General features: G+C 32.8%; 10 protein-coding genes and 1 other RNA gene. 10 read left to right on the top strand and 1 reads right to left on the bottom strand.

Annotated elements, in window-relative coordinates; genetic code table 11:
• Positions 1-54 precede the first annotated feature (54 nt).
• The 9 genes from GQR98_RS03170 (at position 55) to GQR98_RS03130 (ending at position 15,445) form a co-directional block, all read left to right on the top strand.
• Positions 55-2,874 (top strand): M16 family metallopeptidase, encoded by a 2,820-nt coding sequence (locus GQR98_RS03170; RefSeq protein WP_159018244.1) that lies wholly within the window; start codon positions 55-57, stop codon positions 2,872-2,874.
• Positions 2,875-3,043: 169 nt separating this feature from the next.
• Positions 3,044-3,667, top strand: a complete 624-nt coding sequence (locus tag GQR98_RS03165) for a class I SAM-dependent DNA methyltransferase (protein WP_159018243.1) — start codon at positions 3,044-3,046, stop codon at positions 3,665-3,667.
• A 257-nt stretch (positions 3,668-3,924) separates the two neighbouring features.
• Positions 3,925-4,695, top strand: coding sequence for a LytR/AlgR family response regulator transcription factor (locus GQR98_RS03160; RefSeq protein WP_159018242.1), 771 nt, complete (start codon positions 3,925-3,927; stop codon positions 4,693-4,695).
• A gap of 1 nt (position 4,696) precedes the next feature.
• The gene (locus GQR98_RS03155) at positions 4,697-6,340 is read left to right on the top strand and encodes a sensor histidine kinase (protein ID WP_159018241.1); all 1,644 of its coding nucleotides are present in this window, start codon (positions 4,697-4,699) and stop codon (positions 6,338-6,340) included.
• Positions 6,341-6,430: 90 nt separating this feature from the next.
• Entirely contained in the window at positions 6,431-8,986 is a 2,556-nt protein-coding gene (locus GQR98_RS03150) for a zinc-dependent metalloprotease (RefSeq protein WP_159018240.1), read from the top strand.
• Positions 8,987-8,989: 3 nt separating this feature from the next.
• The gene (locus GQR98_RS03145; RefSeq protein WP_159018239.1) at positions 8,990-12,283 is read left to right on the top strand and encodes a SusC/RagA family TonB-linked outer membrane protein; all 3,294 of its coding nucleotides are present in this window, start codon (positions 8,990-8,992) and stop codon (positions 12,281-12,283) included.
• Positions 12,284-12,293: 10 nt separating this feature from the next.
• On the top strand, positions 12,294-13,610 hold the full coding sequence (locus GQR98_RS03140) for a RagB/SusD family nutrient uptake outer membrane protein (protein ID WP_159018238.1): 1,317 nt from the start codon (positions 12,294-12,296) through the stop codon (positions 13,608-13,610).
• 87 nt (positions 13,611-13,697) lie between these two features.
• Positions 13,698-14,723 carry a hypothetical protein gene (locus GQR98_RS03135; RefSeq protein WP_159018237.1) on the top strand — a complete coding sequence of 342 codons (1,026 nt, stop codon included), beginning with the start codon at positions 13,698-13,700 and terminating at the stop codon, positions 14,721-14,723.
• Between the two features lie 80 nt (positions 14,724-14,803).
• Complete coding sequence (locus tag GQR98_RS03130; protein ID WP_159018236.1) at positions 14,804-15,445, top strand: hypothetical protein; 642 nt, start codon at positions 14,804-14,806, stop codon at positions 15,443-15,445.
• Between the two features lie 88 nt (positions 15,446-15,533).
• Here GQR98_RS03130 and ssrA read toward each other — a convergent pair.
• Positions 15,534-15,928: a transfer-messenger RNA gene (ssrA, locus tag GQR98_RS03125) on the bottom strand.
• Between the two features lie 283 nt (positions 15,929-16,211).
• Between ssrA and GQR98_RS03120 the strand changes: the two genes are divergently transcribed.
• The gene (locus GQR98_RS03120) at positions 16,212-17,414 is read left to right on the top strand and encodes an NAD(P)-dependent oxidoreductase (protein WP_159018235.1); all 1,203 of its coding nucleotides are present in this window, start codon (positions 16,212-16,214) and stop codon (positions 17,412-17,414) included.
• Positions 17,415-17,425: the final 11 nt, after the last annotated feature.

The following is a 17,425-nucleotide window of genomic DNA, read 5'->3' as shown; positions in this document are numbered from 1 at the left end:
TCAAGCTATATAACAGTCTGAAGCTCTATTTCACTATTTTTTATTTCCTAAAACATGAACATTAAAAACATAGTTTTTGCAAATATCTTGTGCCTATATAGCATATACGGTATTTCGCAAAACATTAATTTAAATAATAAAATACCGGCCGATGCTACCGTTAAAATGGGTACACTAAGCAACGGACTAAAATATTATATCAAACATAATGCAAAACCTCAAAATAAGGCTGAGTTTAGATTGGTTATTAAAGCCGGATCTATTTTAGAAGACGATGATCAACAGGGTTTAGCTCACTTTGTAGAACATATGGCTTTTAACGGAACCGAAAGCTTTGAGAAAAACAAACTTATAGATTACTTACAAGGTTTAGGTGTGGAGTTTGGAGCAGATTTAAACGCACATACTAGTTTTGATGAAACCGTTTATAAATTATCTGTACCAACCGATACCGAAACATTTAATACCAGTTTGCAAGTTTTAAAAGATTGGGCAAATGGTATCACGTTTGAAAATGACGAAATCGATAAAGAACGTGGTATTGTTGCCGAAGAACTTAGAGCAAGAGGAGGCGCAGGTATGCGAATGTATTACAAGTCTATAGGTGAGTTAACCAATAATTCGCGCTATGCTGAGCGCGCTCCAGCAGGGAAATTAGATGTTATTTTAAATTCGGATTATGATGCCATGAAACGATTTTATAGAGATTGGTATCGTCCAGATTTAATGGCCTTAGTTTTGGTTGGAGATTTTGATGTGCTAGAAGCCGAAAAAAAGGTGAAATCCCTTTTTAGTAGTATTGAGGGTCCCGAAAACCCTAAGGAAAGAATCTATTATAAAATTCCAGAAAACAGTTCTCCTGTGGTATCTGTAATTACAGATGAAGAAACACAAGGCGCTAGTGTTTCTGTTTATGTTAAAAAAGAAGAGACGCCAGTAACAACCTTACAAGACTATAAAATAGAATTATTAAAAAGCTTTTATTCTGGTATGCTACGCCAAAGATTATCCGATGTAGTGCTAGAAGCAAATTCTCCTTTCTTATCTACGAATGCGGGTATTGGAAACTTTTTAAGCAATATGGATAGCTATTATTTAAATGCTAAACTAAAGGAGGATAAAATTAATGAAGGCATAACGCGCTTGTTGATAGAAAGCTCGAGGGCTAAGCAATTTGGTTTTACAGAAACAGAACTGGAACGTTATAAAAAACTGTTATTGAATAATGCTGATTTACGTCAAAAAGAGACAGGTAAAATTTCTACAAAATATTATGTAGAGCAATATATTGATAACTTTACAGGTGCTAAGCCTATACCTAGTGATGCATTTGTATATCAGTTTTATACAGAGGTTTTTCCTTCTGTTAAAGTGCAAGATGTTAATAACATAGCTACAGAATGGGTAAGAGATGATAATATGACTGTATTGTTAAAATCTGTAGAGAAAAGTGATTTAAAATTGCCTACAGAGCGCGAGATAGAAAGCATATTAACACAGGTAAAAACTAAGTCTATAGAACCTTATAAAGATAAATTAGGAGATATTCAATTAATGCCGGAAAAACCAAAGCCAGGTAAGGTTTTAAAAGAAACGTATAATAAAAAGATTAATACAACAACTTGGGAGTTATCCAACGGTATTACAGTGGTTGTAAAACCAACTGAGTTCCAAAATGATTTAATATCACTTAACGGGTTTAGACCAGGAGGAAGTTCTGTGGCTCCAGATTCACTTTATGTTTCGGCTAGAAATGCTAGTAGTATTATTGGTGCTAGTGGTGTTAATGGTATATCAGATGCTGATTTGAAAAAGCTCAACATGGGAAAAACCCTAAAGCTTAAAACCTATATTAATTATTATAACGAATTGGTATCTGGCAATAGCTCGTCTGGAGATTTGGAAAGTATGTTGCAAATGGTAAACCTATATTTTACTAAGCCAAACAAAGATGCTGCTGTATTTAATACAAAAAAAGAAAGTTTAAAATCGTTGTATAAAGATTCGGATAATAATCCTGGCGGTTTTTTTGAAAAGCGTATAACCGAAGTTATGTCTCAAAATCATTTAAGAGCTATACCAGAAACTGTAGAGCAAATAGAGAGAGAATTAGATTTAGACGAGGTTTACAGTTTTTATAAAGAGCGATTTTCATCAGCAAATGGCTTTTTGTTTGTTGTTGTTGGTAATGTTGATTTAGAAGTGCTTAAGCCACTTGTAAATCAATATTTAGGAAGTTTACCTTCTAATTTAAATGAAGAAAGTACTTGGAAAGATACTGGGCTGCGCTATGCAAAAGGCGGTATTAAAGAAGCCGTAATAAAAGGTTTAGATAATAAAAGCCAAGTTGATATGCGTTTTACTGGTACATTTAATTTTTCGTTAGAAGAAAAAGAGAAAATTAGCTTGTTAGCAAAAGTGCTCAAAATAAAATTAACGGAAGAGTTAAGAGAAAAAATGGCAGGTGTTTATGGTGTTAAAGTTTCTGGGTTTGCTTCAGATATTCCATACCAGTGGTTTAGACTTAATATAAGGTTTTCTTGCGATCCTGAAAATATCGAAAAATTAAAGGCTAAAGTTTTTGAAGAAATAGAAAAAATTAAAAAACATGGTCCGTCTCAAGAAGATGTTAATAAAATTAAGGAAGCTGAATTAGCAAATGCTAAGGAGTTTTTAGAAGTAAACACGTTTTGGCTTTATAAGCTTAAAACTGCTTATGAATACGATTTAAACCCAGAGTCTATTTTAGATTTTGAAAGTAAAATTAATAAGTTGAACTCTAAAATGTTTAAAGATGCGGCCAATAATTATTTTGATATGAAAGATTATGCCGAGTTTATTTTATTACCAGAAGAATACTCTAAAAAAGAGTAAAGATAAATACCCTAACCCTAATTAATAGTTACTTGAAAAGCTTCCTTTATAATTTTAAAGGAAGTTTTTTTGTTAAACCCTTGGCGTATTTTCTAAATGAAATTTATTTGATAAATTAGTTACATAAACTACAGCGTTAATTTTTTAGAGTACTAATAAATAGCACAGCATGAGCATAGAGCAAGCCTATGATATTTGGGCCAATCAATACGACACCAACGAAAACCGCACGCGAGATTTAGATAAAAAGTGCACCATTGAAACCTTAAGTGAATATAAGTTTAGCAATGTGCTAGAGTTGGGGTGTGGCACAGGTAAAAATACCGAATGGCTATTAACGCATGCGCAGCAGATTATAGGTTTAGATTTTTCAGAAGAAATGCTGAACAAAGCAAAAGAGAAAATAGTAGACAGCAAGGTTACTTTCGAAAAAGCAGACTTAATCCAAAATTGGGGCGTCGATAATAATTTTTTCGACCTTATCACTTGTAGTTTAACGCTAGAACATATAGAGAATTTAGATTATATTTTCAATCAAGCATATTTAAAATTAAAAAAGAACGGCCTGTTTTTTATAAGTGAATTACATCCTTTTAAACAATACTCGGGTAGTAAAGCTAGATACGAAACCGAGGCAGGTACCAAGGAACTAGAGGTTTATATTCATCACGTTTCAGAATATATTAATGAAGCCAAAAAAAGTGGTTTGGAATTGGTTGAATTAAAAGAATGGTTTGATGAAGGAGCGGAACATGGATTACCTAGATTAATTAGTTTTGTCTTTAAAAAATAACAATTGCGCAGTTTCTGGTAAAAAGCTAAAAGCCGAGTTTGTAAGTCGCTAAAAACAAAAAGGTTTTCGTATTGTTAGTTTAAAATAAGATTAGACTTATCTTTGCATCTTTAAATTAGTATCTATAAGGGCGGAGCACCTTCTGCCATATATTTAATTTTTTTTATACCCAAAACAACGTGTTGATAGCTGTTTATAACATTATCATGTAGCACGTGTTTTTGCGTTTTAAAAATGATAGAATAAAACCAATTATAATGGAGGTTGTTATTATTGAAGATGAAGATTTAGCAGCAGAATCTTTAGAGAAGTTGTTGTTAAAAAGTGAACATAAACTTACTATTAAAAAACGCTTAGAAAGTGTAGCGCAATCTATAGAGTGGTTTAAGAACAATAGTTGCGATTTAATTTTAAGTGATATTCATTTAGGTGATGGTGAAAGTTTTGAGATTTTCGAAACCTTAAAAATTACGACACCTATTATTTTTACAACAGCATTTGATAAGTATGCTATACAGTCTTTTCAGTTTTTTGCCATAGATTATTTGTTAAAGCCTTACGACAAACATAAACTGGATAAGGCACTTGGAAAGTATGTAGATTACACAGCAGCGCCAACTGCAGATTATGGACAAATAGAGCATTTATTGGCGCATTTAAAAGGGGCAACAGATAGTAAAACCCAGCAGGAACGTTTTTTAGTTTATAGAGGCGACAAGTTGTTGTCTATTACTCATAAAGAGATTGCTTATTTTATGGCCGAAAATAAATCGCTTTTTTTATATACAACTACAGGCGAAAGTTATTTGTATGATGATACCATATTGAATCTAGAATTAAAATTATCAAAAAAAGATTTTTTTAAAATAAACAGAAAATTTATAGTTAGGCATAACGCCATAAAAACGATTGTAAAATACAGTCAGAATAGATTAAAAATAGAACTAGAGCCCTCTCCAAATATTAAAGATTTTATTTTTATTAGTTCTAAAAATGTTAATGCTTTTAAAGCGTGGTTAAATAAATAATATGCAGTCATCCAAATTCTGGACACGTTTAAAAAAACATCAACAGTATCTCTACATAAGTATTTTACTTATTGCTGTTTTTTTTATAGGTAGTTCGTTAATAACTCCAAAAATAACCTCGGTTACCGAAGATTTAATTCAAGATATTATTCAGGGTAATTTAAAATCAAAAGAAAATATTGTTGCCTTCGAATTTAATCAGTTAAATAGCGGATTAAAAAAGTCGCAAAAAATTATTCAAAATTCAGAAAATAATACTTTTGAATTTCTGAGAGAGAAGTTACTTTTCACTGGAGATTTGGTGATAGAACACCATAGCATACATAACAGTTTTGTCTCTTTAGCTCTAGAAAACAATGTAGATGAAACATATTTTTCTAATAACAAGGATGCTGGGTATGCTCAAGAGATACAGGCTGTTTTAAAAGATGTTCGGTTTGTAAATCAGGTTGTTTTAATAGATACTATTATCTCTAAAAATGAAAAGGTAATAAACCGAAAAATTTATGCCAAAAAGTTGCCAGATGATACGGTAATCTATTTTGGTTACGATGTGGATTTAATTGCGTTTTGGACATATTTCTCTGAAACCTATAAAGGCGATGGTGGTTACACTGTAGTGACCAATAAAGATGGTGTTTGTATTTTGCACCCCGATACTAAATATATTGGCAAAAAAATAGATATGTATTTCGATACTATTTCCATTGAGACCATTTTAAAAAGTTCCTTAAAAATTAATGGTTATTATGTACCAGAAAATGTAAACTCGCTAAAAGATAAAGCAACTTCTGAGTTTTTGGGATTAGAGGTATTACGTTATTACGATACCATAAAAACGGGCGATACACCTTTAATTGTAATTGTGAGTTTTCCGATAGATATTCACTTAAAAGAAACTACAAAAAATATACAACGGTATTTTTCATGGATTAGTTTTTTGGCATTTTCTACCTTTATGCTGCTTTTGTTAGCTTCTAGGTTGCAAATGAAAAAGGAGTATCTAGAAAATTTAAAAGTTTTAGAAGAGAAAGAGCATCTAATAAACGTTAACGAAAAGTATCAAAAAGAAAATGCGGTGCTGCAATTAAATCAATTAAAGAAAAAGATAAATCCACATTTTTTATTCAACAGTTTAAATTCTTTACATGTTTTAATAGATTTAAATCCCGAGCTCTCTCAGCAATTTGTTTTAAAACTTGCCGATGTGTATAGGTATCTTTTAGATGAAAGGGATGGGAATTTAATTTCCTTAAAAAACGAACTTACATTTTTAGAGCAATATGTGTTTTTACAAGAAATTAGATTTAATAAAAGTTTAAAAGTATCTATTATAAATAATTGTGATGATAAAGTTTTACTTCGGAAAATTCCATTTTTATCTTTAGAAACCTTGGTGGAAAATGCGATAAAGCATAACGAAATAACGAAACAAAAACCCTTAATCATAGATGTTATTATTAATAGCGATTTTATTACCGTTAAAAACAACTTTACACCAAGAAAGCATAAAGCTAAAGATAGTCACCACATTGGGCTTAATTATTTAGGAAATACGTATCAATACTATCAAATTTCGACCTTTAAAACTGAGGTTATTAATGGCGAATTTGTGTGTGTATTACCGTATATCAGTTCAAAATAGTATTTCACTCCCTTGTTTAATGAGTTCACTCCATTCTGTTTTGTTAACCTGTTAATTTCGTGCAAATTTGGTTTCTTAATAAAATCAATTATGAGGTTCTCTTCTTTTAAAGGTGAGTTATTGGGTAAAGTTTTAATACTTTTTGTTTTGTTAGCTTCCAGTTTTTCTGGTTATGCTCAAGACAAAAAAGAAAAAAACGACAAAGAAAACCAAGTAGAAAGCGATTCTATAGATTCTACGGATGATAAAAAACTAACCTACAAGAAGTTTTTAAAAGACGGCCATGTTAAAAAAGGCTTGTTTAATGTATATTCTATTAAAGAAGATTATTATTTTGAAGTACCAGACTCGTTGCTTTCTCGAGATTTACTAATTGTAAATAAAGTGTCTAGCGTGCCTTATGCTTTAAATGGGCATGGCTTAAATAAAGGGATGACTTTTGAAACCAAGTTGGTTCGTTTTTATAGAGATACCGTGCTTAATAAGGTTTGGGTTAAAACTGTAAACCCAAGAGTGCAATCTCCAAAAAACGATGCTATTACCTTATCTGTGAAAGATAATTTTGGAGAATCTATTATAGAAGAATTTAAAATTGAAACAAAAAATACCGACTCTACTTCTGTATTTATAAAAGTAAATAAAATATTTAACGGTAAAGAAAAGAGCTTTAGCGATTTGCTTACTAATATTGGTTTAGGAGGAAGTGTAAAGGCAAACTTATCTATTTTAGAATCTATTAAATCTTTTCCAGAAAACGTTGTTGTAAAATCGCTATTAACAACTTCGGTTAGTGAAGGTGGAAGTCCAACTTTACCTTTAACTATTGGTGTAACCACAAATATTGTTTTATTACCAACGGATGTAATGAAACCTCGTTTTTCAGACAAACGGATCGGATATTTTACAAAGCCAATGGATTATTTTTCTGATGCGCAGCAAGAAGTGGAAACTAGAGGTATGATTACGAGATGGCGATTAGAACCTAAAAAAGAAGATATAGAAAAATATAAGCAAGGTGAATTGGTGCAACCCAAAAAACAGATTGTTTATTATTTAGATCCTGCAACTCCAAAACAATGGAGACCTTATATAGAACAAGGGGTTTACGATTGGAATGTTGCTTTTGAAGCCGCTGGTTTTAAAAATGTAATAAAAGTGAAGTTTCCTTCGGAAGAAGATAAAAATTTTGATGCCGACGATGTGAGATATTCGGTAATTACATACGCTGCCTCCGAGAAGCAAAACGCTATGGGGCCTTCTGTAGTCGATCCACGAAGTGGTGAAATATTAGAGTCGGATATTATTTGGTGGCATAACCTAATGAAAGGTTTGCATTCCTGGATTCGTGTACAAACAGGGCCAATAGATCCTAAAGCAAGAGCGAATACATTTTCTAATGAGCATATGGGCGAGGCTATTCGTTTTGTGTCATCGCACGAGGTTGGTCATACGTTTGGTTTAAAGCATAATATGGGCGCATCTTTTAGCTACCCTGTAGATTCGTTACGTTCTAAAACGTTTACCTCTAAAATGGGCGGTACAGCACCTTCAATTATGGATTATGCGCGTTTTAATTATGTAGCGCAACCAGAAGATAACGTTACTGATATTACACCTAAAATTGGGGTGTATGATAAATATGCTATCGATTGGGGATATAGATGGATTGAAAACACAACAGCACATCAAGAAATACCCTTATTAAATCAATGGATTCGTAAACATGAAAACGATCCGTTATATTTTTATGGCGCACAACAAGCTGAGGTGGTAGATCCACGATCGCAAAGTGAAGATTTGGGAGATAATGCCGTTAAAGCTAGTGAGTACGGACTTAAAAACTTAAAGAGAATACTGCCTAATATTTTAGATTGGACGGAAGAAGAAGGTAAAGATTATTATAAAGCATCAAAACTATACAAAGCAGTTATAGATCAATGGGGCACCTATAATGGTCATGTTATGGCAAATATTGGTGGCGTTTATGTTAATAATACCGTTTATGGCGATGGCAAAAACACCTTTGAGCCCGTACCTGCAAAAATGCAAAAGGAAGCTTTAAAATATATTATTGATAATGCCGTTTTACCCCAGAAATGGTTGTTTACGCCAGAGATTATTAATAAAGTTTTTGCCGTTAGAGATGCTCCAGATGGCGAACGCTATTATTCGCCAGTATCTATGTTGCGTATTCACCAAACCAATGCCATTTATGCTTTAATAAAAACGGATAGGTTAATGCGTATTACCGAAAATGAAGTATTAGTCGATAAAGATAGTGAGCCTTTTACGGAACAGTATGTTTTCGATAGGTTGTTCGATGCCATTTTTGCAAATACGCAAAAGGGTAAATCTTTAGATATGTTCGATCGTATTACTCAAAAAAACTACATCGATGTTTTAACGGTAGATCGAAATAAATTATTAGAAAAAACAAAAGAAAAAACAATTTCCGAAGAAGATAATAATTTTAAGAATATACATTTTTCATATTTGCCAAGAGTTGCAGATATAGGTACTAGTAAAAGAGCTGCGCTAGAAAAAGTGTTGAAGCTTTTAAAGAAAAAAGAAAATAGAGGAGACCGAGCTACCAAGGCACATTACAGAGACTTAATAGCAAGGATTGAATATAATTTGAAAAACTAAATCATGAAAAAATTAATATACCTATTAATTTTTATTCCAAGTTTACTAATTGCTCAGCAAGGTAAAGTAATCGAAGGAACGGTAATAGATGCTGCGTTGCAAATGCCAATAGTTGGAGCATCTGTATATGTGTCTTCGGCAATTATTGGTAACGAAACAAACACAGAAGGCGTTATTCAAGGTTCTATGTTAGGGACTACTACCGATTTTGATGGGGCGTTTTCTCTAAGAGTGGGCGCAGATGCTAAATTTATTTTAGTGTCTTACATGGGGTATGAAACGGAAAAAATAGATATCTCGTCTGTAACTAAAAAGTTGTCTGTAGTTTTAAAAGAAAGTCCAGAGAATCTACAAGAAATAGTACTTACAGGCTACCAAAAAATTGAAAAACGAAAAATAACTTCTGCTTATGCTAAAGTAGAAATGACGGATATTAACCAAGCAGGAGTTTCTAGTGTAGATCAAATGTTAGTTGGTCAACTTTCTGGTGTGGTAGTGCAGCCTACTAGTGGGGCACCTGGTGCGCCTTCAAAAATTTCTATTCGAGGAACAGCAACTTTAAATGGATCTTCAGATCCATTATGGGTATTAGATGGTATTCCTTTAGAAGGGAATGATATTCCTCAAGATTTTAGAGATAAGGATAATATAGATAATTTACAGTCTTACCCAATAGCAGGTTTAAACCCTGAAGATATTGAAAGTATTACGGTTTTAAAAGATGCTTCTGCAACGTCAATTTACGGAGCTAGAGCAGCAAATGGTGTTATTGTAATTACCAGTAAAAATGGTAAAAAAGGAGCTATGCGTATTAATGTTAATGCGAATGTGTTTGTAACGCAAAAGCCAGATTTCAGTAAGTTGAATTTAATGAATTCTTCTGAAAAAGTAGATTTTGAATTGTTTTTGGCGAGTCGATCCGATTTAAAGTATCAGCAAGATAGAGGAGGGGTTGCTCGAATTTTAAATAACTATGGTGAGTATAATAATTTTAAAGATAATGGTTTTGCTAGTATTTCTTTGGATGCTCAAAACGAGATTAACAATCTAAAAAATACTAATACAAATTGGGGAGACGAGATTTATCAAATGGCTGTAAACCAGCAGTATGTTGTGAGTATCTCTGGAGGAAATGAAAATAATAACTATTATTTTTCAACAGGTATATTTGATGAAAAAGGAGCTACAAAAGGAACAGGACAAAAGCGTTATAATATTACTTTAAAAGATAATTTTAATGTTAACGATAAACTTAAAGTAGGTGTTGCTTTATTTGGGAGCCAAAACACAACATCGTCTTATATTACAGGTGCTGATGCTTATACAAACCCCTCTTTTTATTCAAGAAATGCTAATCCGTATTTATTATTAAAAGATGCCGATGGCAATTATGTTTACGATCCCGATTTGGTAGAGCGATCGGATTTAAATCTAGATTATAATGTTTTAGAAGAGCGAGAAAATACCAATTACGAGTTAGTTGCAAGTTCTTTAAAAGCCATTTTTGACATTGGGTATAAATTGAATAAGGAGATTCATTTTAATACACAACTAGGCTTACAATTAGATTTCGATAAGACCGAGAAATATAGTGATGAAGAAAGTTACTATACACGTAAGTATGAGCAAAGGTCTCAATATACATCTGCTGGAGAAACATTATACTATATGCCTAAAGGCGGTATTATTCAAAACTGGAATGCAGATGGATTTCAGTATAACTGGAAAACTACAGCCAATTACAATACATCGTTTAATACTATTCACGAACTGGATGTGATGTTGGGAACAGAATTTCGTAGAAATAAAAGAACCGAAATTCACACCAAAGGATTTGGTTTTAATTCTAATACATTAACCACCACAGCTATTACAAACGAACTTGCTTTAACGAACTCTTTGTTTGATGCATACGGTAAAACGTATAATGAAAACGCATATGCTTCGTTTTTTGGAACGGCGTCTTATACCTATGATAAAAAATATACCGTTTTTGGAAGTTTAAGGTATGATGGGTCTAACCTGTTTGGAGTAAATCCTAAGTATAGATATCTTCCTATTTGGTCTTTTGCGGGATCTTGGAATGTGTTTAAAGAAGATTTTATGTATGATGTTGATGCTATAAGCGATTTGAAAATAAGAGCATCATACGGTGTACAAGGAAATATTGATAAATCGACTTCACCTTTTGTTATTGGTGAGTATTATACAACATCGGTTTTACCTGGAGTAAGCGAAGAAATTATTAGAGCATTAAGTGCGCCTAATGGTAATTTAAGATGGGAGAAAACGGTATCGTCTAATATTGGTTTGGATTTAGGATTGTTAAATAATAAAATTTATATCTCTGGAGATTATTATGCTAGAAAAAGTACAGACTTAATAGGGTTAAGATCTGTGCCTTTAGAGAGTGGTTATAATTTTATTAATACCAATTGGGCTACAGTTAGCAATAAAGGATTTGAATTGTCGATAAGTACTACTAATATCGATACCCCTAATTTTAAATGGACAAGTGGACTTAATATTTCGCATAATAAAAGTATAGTAGATGCTATCGAGAATAGAGAAGAAGATTTTAAACCATCTTTAAAAGGCTATAGTGTAAATGCCATTTTCGCTATTAAAACAGCAGGATTGGATAATAATGGCTTGCCTTTATTTTGGAAAGATGGTGTAAAAGTTTCAGCAGTAGATTTTTATAATCTAGAAGAAGGCACAGATGGTAGTCAATTAACAAGAGAAGAACATCGAGATTTATACACTTATGTAGGTGATGGCACGCCTAAGTTTAGTGGAGGGTTTAGAAATAGTTTTAAATATAAACAATTTGATTTAAGAGTTTTAACCAATTTTAATATCAAGCAAACGGTTAAAACGACATCCAGTTATAACCCCGCTTTGGCACAACCCGGAAATAATTACAACACAGATATTTTAAAAGCCGGCACAGGTAGTTATCCTGCATTAATTGGGCTTACTTCACCTGGTTTTGATACCGATTTGGTTTATACTTGGTTTAATTCTTCCGATGACGGAAAAACGTATAACGATTTAGATATTTGGGTGAAAGATATCTCTTATATCCGTGTGAGCAGCATTAAGCTGAGTTATGCTATCCCAAAAAGTAAACTAGAAAAATTTAGCTTATCAAGTTTTAATTTTAATATAGAAGGACGTAATCTATTTGTTTTAGGAACAGATTACAATGGTTTTTTTGATCCTGAAACTTATGGAAGTTTATATGCGCAGCCTATTCCTAAAATAGTATCTGTTGGATTTAATCTTTCATTTTAAAAAAGCATTTATGAAAAAAATAATATATATCACCTTCATAGCTTTAGGTTTTATCAGCTGTGATGATTATTTAGATATTGAGCCCGTTGGGCAGGTAATACCTAAATCGGCAGAAGAGTATAGAAGCTTTTTAACTTCGGCTTACGATATAGCAAAAGATTACAAGGTTTTAACAACTTTTAGAACAGATGAGTTGGCTTTAAACACCAGCGCATTAGGTGTAGAGCAGTACGAAGATGTATTTATATGGAACGATGTAAATCCTAGTCCGTTAACACGAGTTTTCCCTTATGCAAGTTTGTATAATACCATATTCTATACCAATCATGTTATAAATAGTGAAAGCACTATGGAAGGCATCCCGTCGGACATAGAGCAATTGGTAGGTGAAGCTTATGCTTTAAGAGCGATGCAGTATTTCGAGTTGGTTAACTTGTATGGTAAAACTTACAGTAAAGCAACAGCAATTACAGATGCAGGTGTGCCAATTACTACAGAATATGATGCCGAAAAAGATTACCCTGTAAAAACAGTTGAAGAGGTTTATACCTTAATTTTAGACGATCTAGATAAGGCAGAAGCGCTGTTAAATATTGAGAAACAAGATTTAGGATATAATTATAGATTTTCTACAGTAGCGGTAAAAGCATTTAAATCTCGAGTTTATTTATATCAACATGAATGGCAAAATGCTATTGATTTAGCAAATGAAGCTTTGGCTATTAATGCAGAACTTCAAAATTTGAATTCTAATGTATCTATTATGCCTTCAGAATATAATGCTGTAGAATCTATTTTGGCTTTAGAAACCATAGCATCTTTTGATATGGTTAATAATACCACTATTTCTAATAGTTTAATTACGGCGTATAATCAAACGGACGATTTGCGTTTTTCTTTATACTTCAATAAAAACACAGATGGTAGCTTTAGCTCTAAAAAAAGCGCGGAAACTAAGTTTAAAGTATCGTACAGAACAGCGGAATTGTACCTCACTATTGCGGAGTGTTTAGCAGAGTTGAATAATATTGATTTAGCTAAAGAAACATTAATTGCGTTTACCGAAAACAGATATACAGCTTCAGGTTGGGATATTTACAAAACATATGTGAATGCTTTAAGTCTTGTCGATTTAAAAGAAGAAATACAACAAGAACGTCGAAGAGAATTTGCTATTGAAGGACAAAGATGGAATGATTTACGACGAACAACTCAACCAGAATTAACAAAAGAATTTGATGGTATAACTTATGTTTTAGAACAAAACGATGATAGATATGTTATCCCTTTCCCGAACGATGCTATTATTAATAACCCTAATTTATAAATAACAAACCGTTATAGCTTGTTGTTATCTTATGAGCTATAATTGAAATTAAAAGATAAAATCAATCCCTATTAAATATTTTAAATTATGAAGAAAATTTTTTCTATCCTTAGTGTATTTATAGCTGTAGCTATATCTACCGTATCATGTTCAAGCAGTGACGATTCACCTGCATTATCATCTTTAGCAACTATTACCGATTTCTCAATAACTATTGAAGGAGTAAACGCAGAAGATATTAACTACGATTTAGGAACAAATATTGACGTTACTGTACCATTCGGTACAGGTTTAACTGCTGTAGTTCCAACAATTTCTGTTTCAGAAAATGCTACAGTTTCACCAGTTTCTGGAGAAGAAGTTACTTTTGTAGATGGTGAAGCTAAAACTTTTACAGTAACAGCAGAAGATGGAATAACAACTAAAGATTACACGGTAACAGTAAGTATTCGTGGTGAAGTTGGTAGCGGGTCTAAGCTAGAAACTTATGTGCTTGCAGATTTATACGGAGAAAACTCAACAACAACGTACACGTATAATGAAGCTAATTTTGTAAGTGAATATACAAAAGTACAAGACGATTGGGGCGATATTTCAACTACAGTTTACACATTGGTTTACAATGATAAAAACCAAGTTATCGAAAAAACGGCAGAAGATGAAAGTACAGTTTATACTTACGAAGATGGCCAAATTGTAAAGAGTGAATATAAATATAACGATGAGTTAGTTTATACATACACGTATAGCTATAATGCAAATGGTGATTTAAGTTCAGAGAAACGCACAGATCATACATCTGAAGATGCACTAACAGAAGTATTATTTACAATTGTAGATGGTAACGTAACAGTAGAAAATAGATTTGGAGACGATTATACGGCTGCTTACGATACAAAAAACAACCCTTTCAAAGGGCTTTACCCAGCGGCTTATGCTGCAATTAATGTAGGTATTGCTTCAGTAAACACTAATAACCCAGTATCAGGTACTTTAGCTGATGATGTGGTGACTTACGAATACAATGCTGACGATTACCCAACAAAAGCATCTTACACTTATTTTGATGGTTTCGCAACTGTTGAAAAAACATTTACCTATTACAGTAATTAATAGCAAATTACCCCTCTTTTTTTATTGACATAAACACCCTTAATTTTAAGGGTGTTTATTTTTATATCCATTATTCTAAAATGAAGACATACTTTCTATTACTTTCTCTCTTTTTAATGCTTGCCTGTAATACTAATTCTTCAAACGAAGAAGGCGATCATAAAGATGATGATATTGTATTAACCAAAGAAGAGCAAATTATTAAAACATATAACGATGCAGTTTTACCTTTGTTTAAAACCTATACAGGTGTCGATATTCCAACCGAGTTTGTAATTGACGAAAATGATTTAGGTATCAACGCAGGAGCTGCTTTTGGTTATGTAGAAATTAGTCAAGGTTTAGTGAATATGCCAAAAGTAGATGTTCAAATATTTGCTTTATCTCATGAGGTTGCCCATATTGTAACCATTCCTCAGGCCAAAATTTTTGGTTTAGAAGGAAGTGTTCCAAAAGGAATTCAAACAAACGATTACAAAAAAGCAGAGTATCTAGCAGATTTAGTAGCTGTATATCTCATAAAAAGAAACGAGCCTAAGTGGTTTGATACGCTGTTTTTAAATTTTTCATACCTACAAAATTTATTAGGTAATGGTACGTTTACGCATCCATCAGGTTTAGAAAGAATTAAAACTTTAAACAATTTTCTAGAAAAAGCCAAGTTCCAAGGAGATGATAAAGCTTTCAAAACAGGTTTTATCAGTATATGGCAAATGGATTAAATTGTAATTTTTTTACCGTACAGAAATTGTGCGTTTTTATTAAAATAAAAAACCTAAATCATTAATTTTTAATGATTTAGGTTTTTAAGAGTGGAGTCGGAGAGAATCGAACTCTCGTCCAAACAAGTAACCAAAGGGCCTTCTACACGTTTATTCTTTTCTTGGGTTTTCGATTATAAGCTGGTTAAAGACAACCCACTCATAACTTATCTTCTTTAGTTTCGTAAAAGCATCAAAGCACTGCTCAAACTATATTGACATTTACGATATCTCAAAATGGAACGCCGTCAATCAAGGCTTTCCGGAGACATAAAGCTTGTACACCTTGTGTACCTAGGCAAATTCTACTATAATTCGAATTATGCAGCTAAAGCGTAGTTATTCTCGCCGTTTAAAAGTTGGTCTAGCCTTTTACGTGTTTCAATGCCATTACACGACGTGCTTACCGTTTCGTTAATCTCGCTGTCAAAACCAGTCGACCCCAGATTAAATAAAGTAGTAAAATATATTTTGGCGTTACCACAAGGGTCGAGCTTTCAGCAGTCGCTTTTTTTGAGAAAAACAAAAAAGAGCTTCAACAATGCCTCAATCCCTAACGCACAGTTTGCAAAGTTAATTAAAACTTTTAAACTAGGTGGTAATCCGTTAACATAAATCAAAAATTATACCAATATCAATGAGACGTAAATCTGTCACATCAAAAATATTTAAGAGAATGATACAAAAATTTCAATAAATTCCCGAAATTACACCTAAACAATAAGCCATGAAATTTGCCATTATAAAAGAACGTAAAAACCCACCCGATCGCCGCGTGGTATTCTCTCCATCAAAATTAGCCGAAGCCCAAAAACAATTTCCGCAGGCCAATTTTAAAGTAGAAAGTTCCGATATACGTGTGTTTCCAGATAAAGACTATAAAAATGCAGGGTTTGAAGTTAGCGAAAACGTGTCAGATTGCGATGTTATGCTTGGAGTAAAAGAAGTACCTATCGAAGCATTAATTCCGAATAAAAAGTATTTTTTCTTTTCACATACCATAAAAAAACAACCCTATAACCGTAAGCTGTTAAAAGCCGTTTTAGATAAAAAAATAGAACTTTACGATCACGAAACTATAGTGAGCGAAAAAGGATTCCGATTAATAGGTTTTGGGCGTTACGCAGGTATCGTTGGCGCTTACAATGGTTTTAGAGCTTGGGGATTAAAATATAACACTTGGCAATTACCAAAAGCCGGGCCATTACCAAACCAACAAGCCTTAATAAATGAGCTGAATAACTTAACATTACCAAACATAAAAATATTGCTAACCGGTAGTGGTAAAGTAGCAAATGGCGCGCAAGAAATGCTCGATGCTATGAGTATAAAAAGTGTATCGGTAACCGATTATTTAAAAAACACCTTTAACGAGCCCGTATATTGTAAAATAGACGTGCTAGATTATAATAAACGTAAAGACGGACAGGTCATCGATAATCAAGATTTTTTCGATAATCCACAAGATTATGAGTCGGATTTTATGCGTTTCGCAAAAGTAACCGATTATTATATTGCAGGTCATTTTTACGGCGATGGAGCACCATATTTATACACACGCAGCGATGTGAAATCTTCAGATTTTAATATTAAAGTTGTTGCCGATGTAAGTTGTGATGTCGATGGGCCAGTAGCTACAACGCTGCGCGCATCAACCATTGCAGATCCTGTTTATGGTTACAATCCTGAAACAGAATCGGAAATCGATTATAAAGACAGCAAAGCCATTGTGGTTATGGCGGTAGATAATTTACCATGCGAACTTCCTCAAGATGCAAGTGAAGGTTTTGGCGAGATGTTTTTAAAAGCTGTAATTCCTGCTTTTTTTAATAACGATGCCGATGGTGTTTTACAACGAGCAAAAATGACCGAAAATGGCAAGCTAACCGAAAATTTCGCCTATTTGCAGGGATATGTTGACGGAAACTAATAAGTTTGCAA

It is taken from the genome of Algibacter sp. L3A6 (assembly GCF_009796825.1).
Classification (GTDB): domain Bacteria; phylum Bacteroidota; class Bacteroidia; order Flavobacteriales; family Flavobacteriaceae; genus Algibacter.
The sequence above is the reverse complement of the archived record's forward strand: the minus strand, read 5'-3'. Positions and strand labels throughout refer to the sequence as shown.

Bases quoted from the DNA above. Each gene is read 5' to 3' on its own strand.
- GQR98_RS03170 (WP_159018244.1), top strand. From the start codon at position 55: ATGAACATTAAAAACATAGTTTTTGCAAATATCTTGTGCCTATATAGC.
- GQR98_RS03165 (WP_159018243.1), top strand. From the start codon at position 3,044: ATGAGCATAGAGCAAGCCTATGATATTTGGGCCAATCAATACGACACC.
- GQR98_RS03160 (WP_159018242.1), top strand. From the start codon at position 3,925: ATGGAGGTTGTTATTATTGAAGATGAAGATTTAGCAGCAGAATCTTTA.
- GQR98_RS03155 (WP_159018241.1), top strand. From the start codon at position 4,697: ATGCAGTCATCCAAATTCTGGACACGTTTAAAAAAACATCAACAGTAT.
- GQR98_RS03150 (WP_159018240.1), top strand. From the start codon at position 6,431: ATGAGGTTCTCTTCTTTTAAAGGTGAGTTATTGGGTAAAGTTTTAATA.
- GQR98_RS03145 (WP_159018239.1), top strand. From the start codon at position 8,990: ATGAAAAAATTAATATACCTATTAATTTTTATTCCAAGTTTACTAATT.
- GQR98_RS03140 (WP_159018238.1), top strand. From the start codon at position 12,294: ATGAAAAAAATAATATATATCACCTTCATAGCTTTAGGTTTTATCAGC.
- GQR98_RS03135 (WP_159018237.1), top strand. From the start codon at position 13,698: ATGAAGAAAATTTTTTCTATCCTTAGTGTATTTATAGCTGTAGCTATA.
- GQR98_RS03130 (WP_159018236.1), top strand. From the start codon at position 14,804: ATGAAGACATACTTTCTATTACTTTCTCTCTTTTTAATGCTTGCCTGT.
- GQR98_RS03120 (WP_159018235.1), top strand. From the start codon at position 16,212: ATGAAATTTGCCATTATAAAAGAACGTAAAAACCCACCCGATCGCCGC.